The organism is Pseudoduganella sp. S-14, from assembly GCF_049913285.1.
Taxonomy (GTDB): Bacteria; Pseudomonadota; Gammaproteobacteria; order Burkholderiales; family Burkholderiaceae_D; genus Rugamonas.
This window is the reverse complement of record NZ_CP183991.1, coordinates 4,138,671-4,156,263: the sequence shown is the minus strand read 5'-3', so window position 1 is coordinate 4,156,263 and position 17,593 is coordinate 4,138,671. Positions and strand designations below refer to the sequence as shown.

General features: G+C 62.6%; 17 protein-coding genes and 1 tRNA gene. 9 read left to right on the top strand and 9 right to left on the bottom strand.

Annotation, left to right across the window (positions count from 1 at the left end):
* Nucleotides 1-7 precede the first annotated feature (7 nt).
* A complete protein-coding gene (locus ACN9MZ_RS18920; protein WP_426338499.1) occupies nucleotides 8-937 on the top strand; it encodes a sensor domain-containing diguanylate cyclase in 930 nt (309 codons plus the stop codon).
* A 143-nt stretch (nucleotides 938-1,080) separates the two neighbouring features.
* Here ACN9MZ_RS18920 and ACN9MZ_RS18915 read toward each other — a convergent pair whose 3' ends face one another.
* Entirely contained in the window at nucleotides 1,081-2,259 is a 1,179-nt protein-coding gene (locus tag ACN9MZ_RS18915) for an acyltransferase family protein (protein WP_426338498.1), read from the bottom strand.
* A 177-nt stretch (nucleotides 2,260-2,436) separates the two neighbouring features.
* Between ACN9MZ_RS18915 and ACN9MZ_RS18910 the strand changes: the two genes are divergently transcribed.
* The gene (locus ACN9MZ_RS18910) at nucleotides 2,437-4,053 is read left to right on the top strand and encodes a sigma-70 family RNA polymerase sigma factor (protein WP_426338497.1); all 1,617 of its coding nucleotides are present in this window, start codon (nucleotides 2,437-2,439) and stop codon (nucleotides 4,051-4,053) included.
* Nucleotides 4,054-4,261: 208 nt separating this feature from the next.
* On the opposite strand, the gene ACN9MZ_RS18905 is transcribed toward ACN9MZ_RS18910, so the two are convergent.
* Nucleotides 4,262-4,984: a metallophosphoesterase gene (locus ACN9MZ_RS18905; protein WP_426338496.1), complete on the bottom strand. Its 723-nt coding sequence runs from the start codon at nucleotides 4,982-4,984 to the stop codon at nucleotides 4,262-4,264.
* A 90-nt stretch (nucleotides 4,985-5,074) separates the two neighbouring features.
* Here ACN9MZ_RS18905 and ACN9MZ_RS18900 point away from each other — a divergent pair, with 90 nt between their 5' ends.
* Nucleotides 5,075-6,073 carry a LysR family transcriptional regulator gene (locus ACN9MZ_RS18900; protein ID WP_426338495.1) on the top strand — a complete coding sequence of 333 codons (999 nt, stop codon included), beginning with the start codon at nucleotides 5,075-5,077 and terminating at the stop codon, nucleotides 6,071-6,073.
* Here the strand turns inward: ACN9MZ_RS18900 and ACN9MZ_RS18895 are convergent.
* The 4 genes from ACN9MZ_RS18895 to ACN9MZ_RS18880 all read right to left on the bottom strand — a co-directional run bounded on the left by ACN9MZ_RS18895 (nucleotide 5,954) and on the right by ACN9MZ_RS18880 (nucleotide 10,155).
* A complete protein-coding gene (locus ACN9MZ_RS18895; RefSeq protein ID WP_426338494.1) occupies nucleotides 5,954-6,670 on the bottom strand; it encodes an SDR family oxidoreductase in 717 nt (238 codons plus the stop codon). The genes ACN9MZ_RS18900 and ACN9MZ_RS18895 overlap by 120 nt on opposite strands.
* Nucleotides 6,671-6,758: 88 nt before the next feature.
* A complete protein-coding gene (locus tag ACN9MZ_RS18890) occupies nucleotides 6,759-7,475 on the bottom strand; it encodes a LytR/AlgR family response regulator transcription factor (RefSeq protein ID WP_426338493.1) in 717 nt (238 codons plus the stop codon).
* On the bottom strand, nucleotides 7,463-8,512 hold the full coding sequence (locus ACN9MZ_RS18885) for a sensor histidine kinase (RefSeq protein ID WP_426338492.1): 1,050 nt from the start codon (nucleotides 8,510-8,512) through the stop codon (nucleotides 7,463-7,465). The genes ACN9MZ_RS18890 and ACN9MZ_RS18885 overlap by 13 nt, the downstream gene beginning before the upstream one ends.
* Nucleotides 8,509-10,155: a Na+/H+ antiporter gene (locus tag ACN9MZ_RS18880; protein WP_426338491.1), complete on the bottom strand. Its 1,647-nt coding sequence runs from the start codon at nucleotides 10,153-10,155 to the stop codon at nucleotides 8,509-8,511. The genes ACN9MZ_RS18885 and ACN9MZ_RS18880 overlap by 4 nt, the downstream gene beginning before the upstream one ends.
* A 77-nt stretch (nucleotides 10,156-10,232) precedes the next feature.
* On the opposite strand from ACN9MZ_RS18880, the gene ACN9MZ_RS18875 reads away from it, so the two are divergent.
* Both ACN9MZ_RS18875 and ACN9MZ_RS18870 read left to right on the top strand, forming a co-directional pair.
* A tRNA-Gly gene (locus ACN9MZ_RS18875) sits at nucleotides 10,233-10,308 on the top strand.
* Nucleotides 10,309-10,449: 141 nt separating this feature from the next.
* Entirely contained in the window at nucleotides 10,450-11,403 is a 954-nt protein-coding gene (locus tag ACN9MZ_RS18870; RefSeq protein ID WP_426338490.1) for a chemotaxis protein, read from the top strand.
* 7 nt (nucleotides 11,404-11,410) lie between these two features.
* On the opposite strand, the gene fghA is transcribed toward ACN9MZ_RS18870, so the two are convergent.
* The gene (fghA, locus tag ACN9MZ_RS18865) at nucleotides 11,411-12,256 is read right to left on the bottom strand and encodes an S-formylglutathione hydrolase (RefSeq protein ID WP_426338489.1); all 846 of its coding nucleotides are present in this window, start codon (nucleotides 12,254-12,256) and stop codon (nucleotides 11,411-11,413) included.
* Nucleotides 12,257-12,330: 74 nt separating this feature from the next.
* On the opposite strand from fghA, the gene ACN9MZ_RS18860 reads away from it, so the two are divergent.
* From ACN9MZ_RS18860 to ACN9MZ_RS18845, 4 genes are all read left to right on the top strand, one after another.
* Nucleotides 12,331-13,515 (top strand): cation:proton antiporter, encoded by a 1,185-nt coding sequence (locus ACN9MZ_RS18860; protein WP_426338488.1) that lies wholly within the window; start codon nucleotides 12,331-12,333, stop codon nucleotides 13,513-13,515.
* A gap of 1 nt (nucleotide 13,516) precedes the next feature.
* Entirely contained in the window at nucleotides 13,517-14,635 is a 1,119-nt protein-coding gene (locus ACN9MZ_RS18855) for a YbdK family carboxylate-amine ligase (RefSeq protein WP_426338487.1), read from the top strand.
* A gap of 83 nt (nucleotides 14,636-14,718) precedes the next feature.
* Complete coding sequence (locus tag ACN9MZ_RS18850; RefSeq protein WP_426338486.1) at nucleotides 14,719-15,033, top strand: hypothetical protein; 315 nt, start codon at nucleotides 14,719-14,721, stop codon at nucleotides 15,031-15,033.
* Nucleotides 15,034-15,428: 395 nt separating this feature from the next.
* Complete coding sequence (locus ACN9MZ_RS18845) at nucleotides 15,429-15,905, top strand: hypothetical protein (protein WP_426338485.1); 477 nt, start codon at nucleotides 15,429-15,431, stop codon at nucleotides 15,903-15,905.
* Between the two features lie 25 nt (nucleotides 15,906-15,930).
* On the opposite strand, the gene ACN9MZ_RS18840 is transcribed toward ACN9MZ_RS18845, so the two are convergent.
* Together ACN9MZ_RS18840 and ACN9MZ_RS18835 are read right to left on the bottom strand one after the other, a co-directional pair.
* Complete coding sequence (locus ACN9MZ_RS18840; protein ID WP_426338484.1) at nucleotides 15,931-16,884, bottom strand: gamma-glutamyl-gamma-aminobutyrate hydrolase family protein; 954 nt, start codon at nucleotides 16,882-16,884, stop codon at nucleotides 15,931-15,933.
* Between the two features lie 54 nt (nucleotides 16,885-16,938).
* The gene (locus ACN9MZ_RS18835; protein WP_426318364.1) at nucleotides 16,939-17,580 is read right to left on the bottom strand and encodes a phosphoribosyltransferase; all 642 of its coding nucleotides are present in this window, start codon (nucleotides 17,578-17,580) and stop codon (nucleotides 16,939-16,941) included.
* Nucleotides 17,581-17,593: the final 13 nt, after the last annotated feature.

Sequence of the window (17,593 nt, the reverse complement as noted above, 5' to 3'; positions counted from 1 at the left end):
GCAAGCAATGATGAACGATTTTGCGGCCGCTTCCAAGGCCACCATGCAGTTCCTTCGGCAGCGCCTGGGCTTCAAATTGTGGATGGTCACTCGTACCGACGGGAAAGATTGGATCGTGCTGTTTGCCGATGACCATGGCTATGGCGTGAAGGCCGGCCAGGTCTACAGTTGGGCCGAAACCTTGTGCTCGCGCATGGTCGAAGGACAGGGCCCGCACATCGCGCCCGACGTGACAAGCGAACCGGCCTATGCGCAAGCCCCGATTACCGACAAGATCACGGTGGGCGCCTACGTCGGCGTGCCGCTGCGGCGCGCCGACGGCACCCTGTTCGGCACCTTATGCGCCATCGATCCAGAGCCGCAACCGGAACGCATCCGCGAAGACAAGGACATGGTCGTGCTGATGGGCGAGTTGCTGGGCGGCTTGCTGGAAGCCGAACTGGCCAACGCCGAGACTGCGCGCAAGGCTGAGCGCATGGACGTGGACATCACACGCGACGAGCTGACCGGCCTGTACAACCGCCGCGGCTGGGACATGCTGATGGTGCGCGAAGAAGAGCGCTGCCACCGCTATGGCCACCCGGCCTGCGTGGTCTCGATCGACCTGGACGACCTTAAATTCTATAACGATACCCAGGGCTATGCTTCCGGCGATGCCCTGCTGATTCGTTGCAGCAAGGCACTAAAAGAAGTTACGCGTGGTTCCGACGTGGTGGCACGCATGGGCGGCGATGAGTTCGCCATGCTGATGGTCGAGTGCGATTACTTCGATGCCCAGGCCATGCTGCTCCGGGTACAGGAAACGCTGGCAGGCTACGACGTGCGGGCCTCAATCGGCATGGCGATGCGCAAACCCGGCATTGACCTGGAGGAGGCCCTCGCGATTGCCGACGCCGAGATGTACCGCGCAAAGCGGTCACGCAAGGTCTTGAACTGATTTGCCAGCGAAACATTGATTAGGCGGCCCGGATTTCGTCATGCACGATCAAGACTTCGCCGCTCTCGTCTTCGAGCAACGCGAGCGGCAAATAGTCCCCAGGTGTTCGCGCCGTTCGCAGCTCGCGATTCAAAGCCAAGTCATCACCGTTCTTTGTATGCCGCCGCCGCACTGCTGACAAATGATTGAGGCGTTGCTGGCATAATTCCTCCGATCCCGAATAGTGGCCGCAGAAGCGGCGCATGGCGCACCACTTCAAAGACCCCAACACTGATGGCGAGGGTCAGCACCACGATCAGTGCACCTTCGGTCACCGGCGCCAGGCCGGCTGCGCGCAGGCCCATGGCCAGACAGACGATCAGGGTCTGGTGCAGGATGTAGACCGGGAACACGGCCTGCGTCAGGTAGCGGCGCTTGGCACTGTCGAAGTTCAGGTGGCGGTGGCCGAAGCCGCAGACGGCAACGATCCCGCTCCACTGGCAGAACGCGTACACGGTGCGCGCCATTGGCAGCCAGTCCTTGTAGGCGTCTCCCGTCGCGTAGAAGAAAATGAGGGAAGCCCAGCTGGCGAGGAAAAAGCCCAGCGCGGCGAAGCGGGCGTTTTCCAGGCGCCGCCAGAATTCGGCCTGGCGTGCCATGGCCGCGCCGAGCAGGAAAAAGGGCAGGCTCATGGCGTGGTTATGCCAGTCGGAGGTCAGGTTGTGGGTATGCGGCCAGTGCGGCAGGAGCAGGATGCGGCCTGCCGCGAGGAATGCGACCGGCAGCACAAACAGTTTCCAGCCTTGCAGGTGGTGCAGCAGCCAGTTGCCCATCGCTTGCACGCGGCGGCTGCCGATGGCAGCCAGCAGCAAGGTGTAGATCCACAGGTAGGGCAGGAACCAGAGGTGGTTCCAGGTCGGCAGGTCGAGGCAGCCGTTGTGGTCGCAGAAGCCGTGGTAGGCGCGGACGTAGAGTTGCATGAAGTCGAAATAGCTGCCCTGGTAGGCGACGTCAGACACTACTTCGAAGTAGGATTGTGGCGGGACGATGAAGAACATGCCGAAGATAAGCGGAATCAGCAGGCGCTTGCTGCGTTCCTTGACCAGTCCTTTTCCGCCGAGCTTATCGAGCAGGAAGGCGGCTGCCGCCCCGCCAATCAGGAACAGCAGGCACATGCGCCAAGGCGAGGACAGCAGCATCAGCGGCTCGATAGCATCGCTGGGGTGGGGCGTTTTGACGTGCCAGTCCCAGGTCACGTAATACATGCCGGTGTGGTACAGCACGAGCAGGAAGAATGCGCCGATGCGCAGCCAGTCGAGGAAATACAGGCGTTGGTTTTGCATGATGGTTTGGCAAGCAGGGTTGGACATGGCCCCAGCTTAGGGAGACCGGTCTTAGCAGGCCAGCAATAGGTGGCGAACGGCATTGGGCAGGGGCGAACGAATTTATTGACGCAGATTTCAACCAGTTGGCTGGCGCCGTGCAATATGACTGTATTGAGTGCCCCGATTGGAGTTGTGATGAGTGCGTTGCCGTCCCACAGGAATTTCCTCGAGTATGAGCCGCTGCTGTGGCGCGTGCTGAGCAAGCTGGTGCGCGATGGATATTACATCCAGCCGCACGACGCCCGCGACCTGATCCACGACTTCTTCCTTGAATGGGAAGCGCTCAATAGCCGCTTTGACGCGGCCAAGGGCGAATTCGCCCCCTACCTCGCCACCGCCTTTTGCCGCTTTGGCCGCCGTCGGCAATTGAAACTGCACCGGCTGCGCTCGCGCGCCGTCGACATCGAGGAATGCCTCGACCTGGCAGCCGCCGACCCTTTGCCGCTCGAGGCGGCCGAGTTGAAACAGCAGACTGCGCAGCTCAAGGAGGCCATCTCGCATTTGCCCGAGGCGGAACAGGCTTTGCTGGCCGATTTCCTGTCGGACTATGCGCCAGGCGAGCGCGAACTCGCGGAGAAACACCGTCTCACGCGCTATCGCATGCGCGCACAGCTGGCCGCTACGGTCAGCCGTGTCGCGTTGCAATTGATGGAGGCAAGACCGCAAGCGGCCGATGCCGATATCGCTTACCGGGTTTGGGTGATGGACCAGTCGCCGCGCTTTGTGGCTGCCGAACTCGGACTACCAACTGAACAGGTGAACCAGGCCAAGGCGCGCTTTGCGCAAGCCCTGCTCAACTCGATTCGAGGCACAGAGCGGCCGGTTCGACAGGAGAGAAATATCATGCCGGAACTCGACATACTCAGGGAAGCGCTCAGCGCATTTGATCACAGCGAGGCCTTGGAGCGCTTGCGCACGCACGCGCAGGAAGTTCGCCTGGCTCTTGAGCAGCAAGACCTGCTACTTGACGCTGGCGAATGCGCCGCATTGGCCGCCCATCCCGAATGGCTGGCAAGCGTCTACACTGTGCTGAGCGGTGACGAATTGGCGGACGTCGAATCGGATGAACTCCATCCTTCCATGGCTGCCATCCTCGAAGGCGAACAGCAAGTGATTGCCGATGGCTGGGGGGCGCTACTCGAGAAGCTGGATGAAATGCGTCCCCCTTCCGGGACGGGCCAGTGGGAGCTCGCGCTGATGGCCGCAGGTAAGCCGGCCTCGGACCTGGTGCAGCACTTGCGTGAGCATCATGCTTCCTGCCGCAGTGGCGACCCCGCCAGCGAGCGTTTGCTGAAATACGGCCTGTCACCTGGAATGGTGTTCGAGGCCTTGCGCGAAATGGAATTGCTGTTCAATCGCTCCCTGCGCCGCGCCGGTGACGCGGCGGTGGCTCGCAAGAGCTCGGACGCTGATATCGTCGTCAAGCAAAAGGGCAAGAGCGTAGCTATCAAACCCGAGCTGCTAAGCGGGACCATTGCGGGTACGCTTGATCTTGAGCTGGAGCTCGTGCCCGCGTTGGCGCGCAGTATTATTTGCATGCTGCAGGCGTCGCCGCTCCTGGTTAGCGGATACTATTATTTGGGCGCGAACACCTTCTTCAAGTTGCCGGAAGCCGCGCGCCCAGCAGGACTCATCACGAAGGATGCATTGGTGAAGCGCTGGTGCGCCAACCAACGTGACATCGCACATGGCTCGCCGCTATTGCAAGGCGAACTCGCGCGGGGAACGAGTGGCAGTAAAGCCCCTTGCTGAACGCTGGTAAGTGGTCGTCGTCCACTCGAGCCTGCCATCCTTGTCGAAAATACGATGGAGCATTAATGCATTTGGCTGCGGGCTGATGGCGTTTGGTTTGCGCAGCCTGAGCCGCCACTTGCGGGGAACGACATCAAATTGTGTCGTTGAGCCCGCGCCGCATTCCCAACACTCCCTGGCGCCGGCATAATGGCGCCGTACGGAGGCCTTATGCGTGTGACCACATAAGATGACTGTAATCTGATGCTGTTGCAGAAAGCGATCCAGCGCCTGCATCGTAGCGCTGGACATGGCCAGGCTGAAGCTGGCGCATGTCCTGGCATGATGTATGACCAGTGCGCGGATCTCTCGTTCTTTGCGAGCAGAAACTTCCCCTCGCCCAGGCGCGCTGTATCGAATTGGGGCGCACGTCCGCATCCGAATCAAGTTCGATCAGGGTTAACTCATGCCCGTGCTTCCCCAGCGGGAAGCTGCGTGTTGCCGGCAACGAGCGGATGAAGTAGTGGTAAAAATTGGTGGGGGGCGCGCCAATGGGCACCGGCAGTCCTGCCCAGTGATCGTGGTTGCCGGCGATGGCGATGATTTTTCCGGCGGCGTTCAGGCCTACGTAATCACCATTGGGTGGGATAAGGTCGATTTCGCTTTCAAAGAAGCGACGCGCTAGTGCGAGTTCATCTGCATCTCCGTTTCGGCTAAGGTCACCAGTGACCAGGATCTGGAACTGTTCGTCCCTGCTGCGCAGATCGGCGACGAATTCGGCAAGCGCACGCAAGCCAACGGCGTGATGTCCCAATAGACCATCGAAGAGGGGGAAATTGTCCAGTCCAATTTGGACGGTAGGACTGATCGTTGCATCGCCTGTGCTTGGATCAAGGCTTCCGATGTGCAAATCGGAAATGTGCAGCAAGGTTGTCAGCAGTGTTGTTGTCATGATGGTCTCCCTGGTTAGTCCGCGTTGGACAGGCAGGGCTACCAAAAGTTCAGGGGATTTTTAAGCGAAATTTCGGCGATAATGCGCGGCATGCAGCTCAAACATTTACGAACTTTCCTGGCCGTCGCTTCCACCCTCAGTTTCACCAAGGCGGGGCGGAAGGTGCATCTTGCGCAGTCCAGCGTGACAGAGCAGATCCAGATGCTGGAGGCGGACTTGGGCGTGGCTTTGTTCGAGCGCTCGCAGCGCAAGCTGGCACTGACCGATGCCGGTGCGACACTGGTGAAGTATGCCGGGGCCATGCTGGCGCTGGCGGTTGATGCCCGGGCCGCTGTGCTTGGCAGCGTGGAGGTGCGGGGCAGGCTCGCGGTCGGCGCGCTGGAAACCTTGTGCGCGCATTGGCTGGCGCCGATCCTTGCAGAATTCCAGGGCAGGCATCCGGCACTGCAACTCGATTTGCAGGTGGCCGGAACCGGGGCGCTGCGCGATGCGATGCGGGAAGGTTCGCTGGACTTGAGCTTTTCCTTTACCCAGCCGCCGCCCGACAGCGGCCTGCATAGTGAATGCGTTGGTTCGGACGAACTGGTCCTGCTGGTGCCTGCGGGCCACGCGCTTGGCAGTCTCGCCAGCGTCGGGCCGCAGGACGTTGCGCGCGAACGCTTTCTCGTGACGGCGCAAGGATGCGTCTACCGCAGCATGTTTGACAGCGCTTTTTCCGCTTCGGGTTGCCAGGTGCCTCAGGTGGCCGGTGAATATGGCAGCCTGGGCGCGATCGTGCATATGGTCCGTGCCGGCTTCGGTTGCGCGTTGATGCCGCGCCTGGTCGTCGCGGGGCAAGGTGTCGGGCTTGTCGCCCTGCCTTGGGAGGGCGGCGCAGCGCGCATCGGCATCCATATGAGCTGGCGGCCAGGACAATTGCCATTTGCCTTGCGCCAGCTCCTGGATGCGCTTCGGCTACGGGCTGTTGGGCTACACGAGCCGGTGTCCGCCATCGACGTGCAGCACGCTGCCGGTAGTGAAGCGGTTTCGCATGAGGAAACAGATGGCGTCGGCGATGTCGTCGACGTGGCCGATGCGGCCAACCGGTAATTTGCTGGCCATTCCTTCGAGCATGCCGGCTTTGGCATCGCCAGCGACAAAGTCCCAGATTGGTGAATCGACCCAGCCGGGTGAGACTGCGTTGACGCGGATCGGAGCAAGTTCAACCGCCAGGGCATAGGCCAGCGAATTGAGGCCGCCATTGATCGCGGCGACGACCGAGCCGCGTGCCGCTGGGCGGCAGTAGGCGATGCCGGTGGTGAAGGTGATGCTGCCGGAAGCGGGCAGCATCGGGGCGCCATGCTTGGCCAACAGGAGCGGGCCCAGCAGTTTGGAGTCCATGGCCTTGCGCATCACCGCGACGTCGATGTCCGGCAAGAGCCGGTAGGCGCCGCCGATGTCAGCGGCGGTGCAGACGATGTGGTCAAGATGGCCGCATTGTGCGAACAGGGCGGCGACCTGGTCTTCCTGGGTGATGTCTGCAGCAATGGTGGCCAGCTGCGGCGAGTGCTTCAGTTTTTCTCGTGCCATGGCCAGCTTTGCCTCGGTGCGGCCCATTATCGTCACTGCGCAGTCCTCGCGCAGCAGGCGCTCGGCAAGCGCCAGGCCCATGCCGGAGCTGCCGCCGGCGATCAATACCCGTTCCATTGAATTCCTCCTTGGTTGTGGACAGGGACATTGTCGCGGGCGCACTGCGCGAAACGGAAACGGGATTTTACGATGCCTGTTATCGGAATTACCGATGGGCGAGGGCGTCCAGGATGGCAGCCTTGAAGTTGCGGCCGAGGGGGACGAGGGTACCGTTACGCAGCACCAGTTGCCCTTGCAGGTCGACTTTGTCGACCAGGGCCAGGCGCACGGCGGCGCGGCGGTGGCAGCGTACAAATTGGCTGCCCAGGCTGTCCAGCAGGTCGGTCAGGGTCTGGCGCAGCAGCGGTGCACCTTGCGCTGTGTGGAGCACGACGTAGTTGTCGGCGGTTTCGAGCCACTGGATGTCAGCGACCGGCACCACGCGCGTGCCGCCGCGCTCGTTGACCAGCAGTTGCCGCAGCGGCAGGCCGACGGCGCCGGGCGCGTTCTCGCCTTGCGCGGCGCGGCTGGCAACGCGTTCACGCAGGCGCTGCATGGCGCGCTGCAGGCGCGCGGCGTCGAAGGGCTTCAGCAGGTAATCGATGGCGTTGGCGTCGAAGGCAGGGACGGCATATTCGTCAAATGCCGTAGCGAAGACCACCAGCGGCGCTGGATGGGGCAGGGAGGCGGCCACCTCCAGCCCGCTTACCTCAGGCATTTGCACGTCCAGGAAGATGGCGTCGGGTGCGAAGGTCTCGACTTTTTCTAGCGCCTCCACCCCATCGCGTGCTTCTTCGATGGCTGTTATGTCCGACTCATGCGCCAGCATGCGGCGTAGCTTGTCGCGCGCCGGCCGTTCGTCGTCGACGATCAGGATACGCATGGCAGTCTCATTTCCGCGCGCACGCCGGCCGGGTCGCGCTGCACCAGCCGCAGGCCCGCCCGCTCGCCATACAGTGCCTGCAGCCGCTCGCGCAGGTTGCTCACGCCGATGCCTGCGCCGCCTGAAGCGCTGCTCGCGGCGTGGGAGGCAAGCATCCCGGCATCGTCGCAGACTGCGAGCACGAGGCTGTCGCCATCACGTTTTGCGCTGATGGCGATTTTCGTTACGCCGCGCCGCCTTTCGACCGTGTGCTTGAACACGTTCTCCAGCAAGGGCTGCATGCTCATCACCGGTACCAGGCACCCGCCGCAGGCCGCGTCGATATCCCATGCGATCTGTACGCGGTCAATGAAGCGTTCTTCCATCAGGCGTGCATAGCCACGCAGCAGGCGCAACTCGGTCGACAAAGGCGCCTGCTGCTGGCCGCTGACATCCAGCGTTGCGCGCAGTACGTCGGCCAATTGCACCAGCGTTGCGTCGGCGCGTTCGACATCGCTGTGCATCAGGGAAGAAATCGTGTTCAGCGCATTGAACAGGAAATGCGGCTGCATCTGCTGGGTGAGCTGGTGCAGTTGCGCCGAGCGCAATTGGGCATTCGCTTGCTCGGCCGCGCGGAAGGACAGCATGCCGAAGGCAATGAGCGTAAAGATCACGACGAAGATCGAGATCTTGATGTTCTCGTACAGAAAGGTCTGGCCCCATGGCTCATGTTCATAAGTCATGCCGGCCGTGGCATACACCGCGTGACGGATGCCGAAGGCCAGGGGCGTGAACAGGATCCACCAGACCGGCAGCCACAAGGCTTGCCGCGCAAACCAGCGCGCCGGCGTGGCGAGCATGCTGTCAAAGCGCCGCGTGGCAAGTCGCTGTGCGGTAAACAGCAGCGTGGCCACCGCCATTGACGACGACTCCCAGAGAAATGGCTGCCACAGCGGGCCGCTGTCGTGGCGCAGGAAATCCTGCACCGCGGTCGCCACCATCATGGCCCAGAATAGCAGCCAGGCGGCGAGGAGTGATAGCGTGGCGCGCCGGTTCATTTTTTCTGATGGCGTGCTTCGACGAGGTCAATTTCGCGCACCAGCTTGCGCGCCGTTTCGTCGGAAATATGGTGGTGGCGCGCCAGGTCGAAAATGGCCTGGCGCTCGGCCACCATGGCCGCCAGGCGCAGTTCGCGCTCGGCGCGGTCCAGTTTGCGGAAGTGCTCCTTGTTCTGGTCTTCCGCCGACCAGGCCACGTTCAGGCGGTATTCGTAGAGTGCAATCACGCGCGCCGCCGCTTGCGGCAGCACGTCCGGATGGTGGGCGTCGGCCAGCGCCAGTTCCGCGCGCTCGATGGCGGCAATCGCTGCCGATGCGGCCTGGCGCCGTGCCATGTCCTCCTGCTGGCGTTCGGCCGGCTCCTCCGGGAAGCGCATGCCGCCCAGCAGGCGCGGCAAGCCGATGCTGGCTGCCAGCAGGGAAATCAGGATCACCGAACTGGCCAACAGGATGGTCAGGTCGCGCGCCGGGAAGGGCTCGCCGTTCGGCAGGAATAGCGGCAAGGTCAGTACGCCGGCCAGAGTGATCGCACCACGCGCACCGGCCAGCGCGGTTGCCAGCAGCAACCGCCAGTGCGGCTTGCCGCCTTGCGCCGAGGTGGCGCGGCGGTTGCGGCGGTACAGGGTTACGCGCAGCGTCGCCCATACCCACACGAAGCGCAGCGCAATCAGGCCGAAGCTGATGGCGAAGGCGTACAGCACCAGCCACCAGGGATTGATATGGCCGCTCTGTTCCAGCGATTCGCTGGCGCCGCGCAATATGTCGGGCAACTGCTCGCCGAGCAGCACGAACATGACGCCGTTCAGCGTGAACTGCACCGTGTCCCATACGGCGGTGCGCTGGATGCGTGTTGCTGCCAGCGCCTGGCCGCCCAGTTCCACATAACTCATGGTGATGCCGGCAGCGACGGCTGCCAGGATGCCCGACGCGTGCAGGCGCTCGGCAACCAGGTAGGCGCCAAAGGGAATCAGCAGGCTGACCAGGATGGGCGAGCCGGCCGGTTCGCCATAGCGCATGGTGAGCCGGCCTTGCAGCCAGGCGATGGCTGCAGTGACGGCCACGCCGGTCGCGATGCCGGCCGCCGCGAGCCAGACAAAGGTCAGCGAAGCGGTAGTCAAGGAGAAGGTGCCGGTCAGCACCGCTGCCACGGCAAAGCGGAAGCACACCAGGCCGCTGGCATCGTTCAGCAAGGCCTCGCCTTCCAGGATGTGCATCAGCCGCTTGGGAATCGGCGCGCGCGAGGCAATCGAGCCGACCGCAATCGGATCGGTCGGCGACAGGATGGCGGCCAGCGCAAATGCCACCGGCAGCGGCATGGCGGGGATCATCCAGTGGATCATGTAGCCGGCGCCAAGGACGGTGAAGATCACCAGGCCCAAGGCCAGCTCCAGGATCACCACGCGGTCGCGGAACAGGCCCGTGTTCGGAATGCGCCAGCCATCGAGGAACAGCAGCGGCGGAATGAACAGCAGGAAGAACATCTCGGGGTCAAGCTGGATGCCGTGGCCGGACCATGCGGCGATTCCGGCGCCAAGGGCGATCTGTACCAGGGGGAGGGGAATGCCGCCTGACAGCATCCGCTTCACGTAGGCGCTGGCGATCACGGCCAGCAGCATTGCCAAAACTATCTCGATAGAATCCATTCGGACATTATAGGGGCATGCCAAATGAAAAAGAACTTGTCACTCGGGGTAGCCACTGTCATAATAGCGCCTCCTCTGCGGGAATAGCTCAGTTGGTAGAGCGCAACCTTGCCAAGGTTGAGGTCGAGAGTTCGAGACTCTTTTCCCGCTCCAGAATTCTTGAAAGGACGTCATCGCGCGTCCTTTTTTTGTTGTTTCTGCCCCTCATCGCTCCCGGCTGTTAAAAAGGGCCGGTATACTGCCGAAACATTCCATACCAAAGGGAATGCCATTTAAAGCAGATTGGAGCGATCGATGAATTCCGTTCAACAAGAAGTTGACGAGCGCAGTAACCTCACAAACTCCAACAAGTTCGAGCTGCTGTTGTTCCGCCTCGGCGTCGATAGCACCAGCGGCAACTCCGAGCTGTACGGCATCAACGTGTTCAAGATCCGCGAGATCGTTGCGATGCCGACCGTGACCGCCGTTGCCGGTTCGGAGCCGCACATGCTGGGCGTGGTCAACCTGCGCGGACAGATTATTCCAGTGATGGATTTGCCGGGCATCGTCGGCGTCAAGCCGAAGACGGGCCTGAACATCATGCTGGTCACCGAGTTCGCGCGCACCACCCAGGCCTTCGCCGTCGAATCGGTGGACGAGATCGTGCGCCTGGACTGGAGCCAGGTGTTGAGCGCCGAAGGCAGCCACGGCGGCGGCATGGTGACGTCCATCGCCCGCGTCGATGGCGACGTGCAGAACACCCGCCTGGCGCAGGTGCTGGACGTGGAGACCATCCTGCGCAACCTGACCCCGAGCGATGGCAAGGAGATCGATGAAACCGCGGTGGGCCGCCTGCCGCTGAAGCCGGGCACCTTCATCCTGGCGGCCGACGATTCGGTGGTGGCGCGCAACCTGATCGAGCGCGGCCTGGAAGCCATGCATGCGCCGTTCGTGATGATGAAGACCGGCAAGGAAGCCTGGGACAAGCTGAATCACATCGCCGAGGGCTGCAAGGCGGAAGGCATTGCGGTGGAAGATCGCGTGGCGCTGGTGCTGACCGACCTGGAAATGCCGGAGATGGACGGCTTCACGCTGACCCGCCTGGTGAAGCAGGATGCGCGCTTCTCCAAGATCCCGGTGGTGATCCACTCCTCGCTGTCCGGCAAGACCAACGAAGACCACGTGAAGGGTGTCGGCGCAGACGCTTATGTGGCCAAGTTTGTCGCGGAAGAACTGGCGGAAACCATCCGCCGCGTCCTCGCCAAGTGATGTCGCATTAAAGCTCTTTCAGCTGCCGGCTATGGAATTTCACATGGTCGGCTATGAAGCTCGAAATGAAGTAGTAGCCATGATCGTAGCCCGCATGCCGGCGCAGCTCCAAAGGCTGCCCGGCGGCGCGGCACGCATCCTCGAACACTCCCGGATATAACTGCTCGTCAAGGAACTTGTCGGCCAGGCCCTGGTCGATCAGGATGCCGCCGGGGAAGGGGGCTTCGTCCTGCACCGCCATCAGCGCGCTGGCGTCGTGCTGCAGCCATGTCTCCTTGTCCGGCCCCAGGTATCCTTCGAAAGCCTTCTGTCCCCACGGGCAGCGCACCGGCGCTGCAATCGGCGCAAAAGCCGATACGCTGCGGAACAGGTCCGGGCGGCGCAGGGCCAGCGTCAACGCGCCATGCCCGCCCATCGAATGGCCGAAGATGCCGACGCGCTTCGCATCGACCGGCAATTCATCGATCACCATTTGGCGCAGCTCGTGGATGTAGCTCTCCATGCGGTAATGCTGCGACCACGGCGCTTGCGTTGCGTCGAGATAGAAGCCTGCTCCTTCGCCGAAGTCCCAGCTTGCCGACTCGCCCTCGATGCCGGCGCCGCGCGGGCTGGTGTCCGGTGCAATGAGGACCAGGCCTTCGCGTGCGGCGTGCTGCTGCGCGCCGGCCTTGATGGCAAAGGTCTCCTCAGTGCAGGTAAGCCCCGCGAGATAGAACAGCGCGGGCACAGGCCCCTGCGCTGCCTGCGGCGGAATGAAGATGGAGAAGCGCATCGGCAAGCCAATCGTTCCCGACTCATGCCGGTAGAAGCGCTGCACTCCACCATGGCAAACGTGTTCGCTGATCATGTCCATACGTGGCATTGTAACCAAGATTCGTGTGACACGTTTTTCACAATTGCAATATAGTACGGCTCGGAGGTAAGTCTATGACCGATTTGTTAGTCATCTCTGACGAACTCGTATGGCCTTGCGCCATGCTGCTTGCATGGCTTGCAGGCGAGTTTGTTCACCGTTGGACCAATCTGCCGCGCATCAGTGTGTACGGCCTGGTGGGCTTCCTGCTTGCGCAGGCCATGCCCGATCTTCTCGTGCCGGACGGCAGCAGCCAGGTAACGCTGCTTGCCAATATCGCTTTCGGCCTCATCCTGTTTGAATTTGGTTACCGCATCAATCTGCGCTGGCTGCGCGTCAATCCCTGGATTGCCGTCAGCGGCCTTGCAGAATCGGCGCTCACGTTCGGCGCTGTGTTTGCAATCGCCTACTGGCAGGGCATGCCGCCGTTGACGGCGCTTCTGCTTGCTTCATTGGCGATGTCCACCTCGCCGGCCGGTGTGCTGCGCGTGATCAATGAAGAACGCAGCTCGGGCCAGGTGACGGAGCGCTTGCTGCACCTGGTGGCGATGAACTGCGTGCTTGTGCTGTTCGTGTTCAAGGTTGTCGTTGGATTCTGGGTGTTCCAGACTTCCGGCAGCCTGACGCAAGCGGTGTCGCGCAGCGTGATTGAATTGCTGGCGTCGGCCGTGCTGGGCGCGGTGGCGGGCATGCTGGTGCCTGCGCTGCTGCGCAGCCTCGGCACGCTGGCGCGCGACGGCACCGTGGCCTTTGCCATGGTAGTCGTGCTGCTGGTGTCGATCACCCAGGCGGCCGACCTGTCGCCGGTATTGGCGACGCTGACCTTCGGCCTGATGGCGCGCCATCGTCGCGTGACCTTCACGCGCACGCAGCGCAACTTCGGCGCGATCGGCGAGTTGCTGACGGTGCTGCTGTTCGTGTTTGCCGTGTCCACGCTGGACTGGCAGCGGGTGGTGTTTGGTGCCTCTCTTGGACTGTTGCTGCTGCTGGTACGCTTTGCCACCAAGACCGTTGCAGTGGCGCTGCTCTCGCACGTCGCCGGCATTTCGTGGCGCAAGGGCGCGCTGATCGGCGTGGCCTTGTCGCCGATGTCGGTGTTCGCCATCCTGCTGCTGGAGCAGACGCGCTACATGGGTATTGTATTGGTTGATGAACTCGCGGCGCTGGCCGCCATGACACTGTTCATGGAAGTGCTGGGGCCGATCATCACGCAGCGTGCGCTGATCAGGGCGCGCGAAACGGCCAAAGAGGAGGGCTGAGATGCCGTTGGAAGAATTCAAATCGTCGCAGCCTTTGACGATGGGCGTCGAATTGGAGCTGCAATTGGTCAGCCTGTCCGACTTCGACCTCACCGCGTCGAGCCCGGACTTGCTGCACCTGCTGGCGCGCAAGCCATTCCCCGGCCACGTCACGCCGGAGATCACCGAGAGCATGATCGAGATCAACAGCGACGTGCACACCAAGCACGGCGAGCTGCTGGCCCAGCTGCGCGAGACGCGCGATACGCTGGTGCGGGCGGCCGACACGCTGAACATCGGCATCTGCGGCGGCGGAACGCACCCGTTCCAGCGCTGGTCGGAGCGCAAGATATTCTCCAAGCCGCGCTTCAAGGAAGTGTCGGCGCTGTACGGCTACCTGGCCAAGCAATTCACGATCTTCGGACAGCACGTGCATATCGGCTGCGCCAGCGGCGACGATGCGCTGTACCTGCTGCATTCCTTGAGCCGCTACGTGCCGCACTTCATCGCGCTGTCGGCCTCCTCCCCCTATGTGCAGGGGAACGACACCCTGTTCAATTCCGCACGCCTGAACAGCGTGTTCGCCTTCCCCATGAGCGGGCGCGCGCCGTTCATCCTGAAGTGGGACGAGTTCGAGCACAGCTTTTTCTCGAAGATGGAGCATACGGGCGTGATCAAGTCGATGAAGGACTTCTACTGGGACATCCGCCCCAAGCCCGAGTACGGCACCATCGAACTGCGCGTGTGCGACACGCCGCTGACGGTGGAGCGCGCCGCGGCGCTGGCCTGCTACCTGCAGGCATTGTGTTCCTACCTGCTGGAGCGCAAGGAAGCGCCGCCGGAGGAGGATGACTACCTGGTCTACAACTACAACCGCTTCCAGGCCTGCCGCTTCGGCCTCGATGGCACGGTGGTGCACCCGAAGACTTACGAAAGCCTGTCGCTGCGCGAGGACATCCTGACCACGCTGCGCCGCATGGACTTGCACGCCGAAGCCCTCGGCGGCAGCGCCGCGCTGAACCACCTGATGCAGGTGACGCATATGGGCAGCGACGCCCACTACCTGCGGGCGGAATTCGACTCCTCCGGCAGCGTGGAGGGCGTGGTGGATGCGGCGATTGCGAAGTTCAGAGGGAATTGAGCTTTTTCAGGGCTCTGTTCCCGCGATTGGCTTGGCTTGAGTCCATCGTATAATCAGGCACTTCCAGTTAATTCGAATAGCTCATGAGCGATAACAGCGTCCTGGGGATTTACACCTTCGAAGGGATTTACGAGGGCAAGCCGGTCTATGAATACGCGCACCCGCAAGAGCATGCGCTGCATAAGTGCATGCTGTTCCTGCTGCAGGAAGGCGCGGAGGCGCTCTGGGATTCCGCGATCATCGAGGCCGGCAAGTTCGGCTTTGAGGAAGTGGCGATGGATGCCTTCAGTATCTTGCAAACCGAAATGCTGGAGCAGAAGCCTTTCGTTGACCTTCATTCCCACATCGAAGAATCCCTGACCCTGGGCAGCTCGCTGGTCTTCTACGCGGATGCTTGAGCGGTTTTTGCTGGCGGCAGTGCTGGCGTCCTTGCCGCTGGCTGCCGGGGCATGCAGCTGCGCGATGCCCGATCCGGTCGATGGATCGTTCCCCCACCAATTCGTCCGGCGCTTGCCCGCCAATCCCTGCGCGACGGATTTGATGGCCGGGTATGCGTGGCAAAAAATTACCAGGCACTACAGGCGGTTCACATGTTTGGAATGATTGGCGGCGCTGAGTTGGCAGATCCTGCAACGCGCCGCGCTTCCTTAAAGCGGAACCTGCTGATGAAGCTCGTACAGTTGCCGTGGCGGCATCGAAGGCGCAAGAGAAGGCGTTGCTGGACTGGCTGGCGGCTCAGCCATAAGTTGCCCTGGACGGGAGGGAGGCGTATCCTGTCCCGTAGAGGTGCAATATGAAAGCAATTATCGCTATAACAAGCATGGTTTTATGCCAGGCTGCGCTGGCTGCGGGTGGCGCCTTGAAGCCAGCCGACGAGGCTGCCGCCTTCAAGGCAGCGGGCTTCAAGGAGCACGGCAAGCACTGGAAGTCCTGCAAGGACTCGAGCGGAAGCTATGTTCCCGGCGCAATCGACAAGGTCCAGGACCTGAATGGCGATGGACTTCCCGAAGCCATCATCACTGAAGGCAGCACGGCCTGCTTTGGCGACACGGGCGTTGGCTATACCCTGGTCAGCAAGCAAGCCGACGGCAACTGGAAGGTGATGTCGCGCGGCGTCGGCATCTTGCTGGTGCTGGGAGCGCGAGGCAAAGATGGCTGGCCCGACCTGGAAATCGGCGGTCCGGGCTTTTGCTTCCCCGTCGAACGCTGGAACGGCAGCGAATACAAGGTCGTTGGCAAGCAATACGAAGGCAAGCCTTGCCAGCGCTGACGGGCGGTAAGCGGCCGGCCCCGCCCTAGAAGCGCGTTTCGCGGGCGGCGCGCAGGAAGCCGTCGAGGATGCCGGTGCAATCGAGCAGCTCGACGCCGCCGGCGCGGTGGAATTCAGGGTGCCATTGCAGCCCCATGACGAAGGGCGCCCGCGTGTAGCGGATCGCTTCGATCATATTGTCCGGGTAGGACAGCGCTTCCACCTGCATGTCCTTGCCGAGCGACTTCACCGCCTGGTGGTGGATGGAATTGACCAGCGCGCGCTGCGGCCCCCGCACCATCGCCGGCAGGGAAGAGCCGGGCGGAAACGTGATCTCATGGCGGTGCCGGTCGTAGTCATCGGAGACGTGGGCATGCGCGTCCGGCACGTCGGTCGCAATATCCTGGTAAAGGCTGCCCCCGAACGCAACATTCAACAGCTGGCAGCCGCGGCAGATGCCCAGCACCGGCTTGCCTGCTTCGACGAACTCGTGCAGCAGTTCCAGCTCGTACATATCGCGCGCCCGGTCGCCGCTCCATTCGGGCTTGGTCGGCGCTTCGGCATAGCTCTGGGGCGACACGTCGGCGCCGCCTTGCAGCACCAGGCCATCGAGGTGTTTCGCATAATCGCGCAGGCGGATATTGGATGGATGCAGCAGGCCTGAGGTATTCACGGTCGGAATCATGAACACCAGCACGTCGCGCGACATCACCCACTGCGCCACCGACTCTTCGAGGTACTGCAGGTTCTTGCTGCGCAGCCCCGTGGCGCCAGGTTCGGGATGGTAGATGCGGGCCGAAACCCCGATGTGCAAAGGCCGCTGGATGATATGCCGCGTAGCGGCGGCAGCCCAGCGCTTGTAGCGCGCCACGATCACGCGCCCCCACAAGGTAAAGATGGTCTCGCCCGGATCAAGGTAGCGCGGCGCATCGCCGGCCCGGCGCCGTTGCCCGCGGTCGCTCTCGCGGCGGTCATGCTGGCGGGGATCGTGTTCGGTCATCCGTTGGCTGCCTCCTTGTCGCCAGTGTCGCACACGCGGCAATTCAAAGTCGCACTACTGGCTCGTCAGCAGTTCCAGCACTTCCTCTTCCGATACCTGGGGGAAGCTGCGGTAATGACGGCTGACCGACATGAAGTTCATCGGCGCGGCGAGATAGACGATGCCATCGGCCAAGGGGGCGATCATTTCCAGCGAATCCGGGGCAGCCACCGGCACGGCGGCGATCAATTGCTTCGGCTGGCGGGCGCGCGTGGAGCGCAGGGCCGCCGCCATGGTGGAGCCGGTCGCCAGGCCATCGTCGACGATCACGACGGTACGGCCTGCCGGATCGGCTGGCGGACGCTTGCCGCCGTAGGAGGCGCGGCGGCGGCGCATCAGTTCAAGCTGCTCGTGGGTTTGCAGCTCGACCCATTCCATGCTGGTGCGGGTGCGGTTGAAGTAGGGGGCCAGCTCGCGGTTGCCATGCTCGTCGACGGCGCCAACCGCCAGTTCGGGATCAATGGCAGAGGGAATTTTCCGCACCAGCACGACATCGAGCTCGCCTTCGAGGCGATCGGCAATGATGCGCCCCATCGGTACCGCGCCGCGCGGAATGGCAAGGATCAGGGGATGGCTGCCGCGCAGGTGCGCCAGCTTTTCAGCCAGCAGCTCGGCGGCTTGCTTGCGGTCCTTCAGGGGCAGTTCGAGGTCGTCCATGCTAGCCTCCGCC

Bases quoted from the DNA above. Each gene is read 5' to 3' on its own strand.
- ACN9MZ_RS18920 (WP_426338499.1), top strand. From the start codon at position 8: ATGATGAACGATTTTGCGGCCGCTTCCAAGGCCACCATGCAGTTCCTT.
- ACN9MZ_RS18915 (WP_426338498.1), bottom strand. From the start codon at position 2,259: ATGCAAAACCAACGCCTGTATTTCCTCGACTGGCTGCGCATCGGCGCA.
- ACN9MZ_RS18910 (WP_426338497.1), top strand. From the start codon at position 2,437: ATGAGTGCGTTGCCGTCCCACAGGAATTTCCTCGAGTATGAGCCGCTG.
- ACN9MZ_RS18905 (WP_426338496.1), bottom strand. From the start codon at position 4,984: ATGACAACAACACTGCTGACAACCTTGCTGCACATTTCCGATTTGCAC.
- ACN9MZ_RS18900 (WP_426338495.1), top strand. From the start codon at position 5,075: ATGCAGCTCAAACATTTACGAACTTTCCTGGCCGTCGCTTCCACCCTC.
- ACN9MZ_RS18895 (WP_426338494.1), bottom strand. From the start codon at position 6,670: ATGGAACGGGTATTGATCGCCGGCGGCAGCTCCGGCATGGGCCTGGCG.
- ACN9MZ_RS18890 (WP_426338493.1), bottom strand. From the start codon at position 7,475: ATGCGTATCCTGATCGTCGACGACGAACGGCCGGCGCGCGACAAGCTA.
- ACN9MZ_RS18885 (WP_426338492.1), bottom strand. From the start codon at position 8,512: ATGAACCGGCGCGCCACGCTATCACTCCTCGCCGCCTGGCTGCTATTC.
- ACN9MZ_RS18880 (WP_426338491.1), bottom strand. From the start codon at position 10,155: ATGGATTCTATCGAGATAGTTTTGGCAATGCTGCTGGCCGTGATCGCC.
- ACN9MZ_RS18870 (WP_426338490.1), top strand. From the start codon at position 10,450: ATGAATTCCGTTCAACAAGAAGTTGACGAGCGCAGTAACCTCACAAAC.
- fghA (WP_426338489.1), bottom strand. From the start codon at position 12,256: ATGGACATGATCAGCGAACACGTTTGCCATGGTGGAGTGCAGCGCTTC.
- ACN9MZ_RS18860 (WP_426338488.1), top strand. From the start codon at position 12,331: ATGACCGATTTGTTAGTCATCTCTGACGAACTCGTATGGCCTTGCGCC.
- ACN9MZ_RS18855 (WP_426338487.1), top strand. From the start codon at position 13,517: ATGCCGTTGGAAGAATTCAAATCGTCGCAGCCTTTGACGATGGGCGTC.
- ACN9MZ_RS18850 (WP_426338486.1), top strand. From the start codon at position 14,719: ATGAGCGATAACAGCGTCCTGGGGATTTACACCTTCGAAGGGATTTAC.
- ACN9MZ_RS18845 (WP_426338485.1), top strand. From the start codon at position 15,429: ATGAAAGCAATTATCGCTATAACAAGCATGGTTTTATGCCAGGCTGCG.
- ACN9MZ_RS18840 (WP_426338484.1), bottom strand. From the start codon at position 16,884: ATGACCGAACACGATCCCCGCCAGCATGACCGCCGCGAGAGCGACCGC.
- ACN9MZ_RS18835 (WP_426318364.1), bottom strand. From the start codon at position 17,580: ATGGACGACCTCGAACTGCCCCTGAAGGACCGCAAGCAAGCCGCCGAG.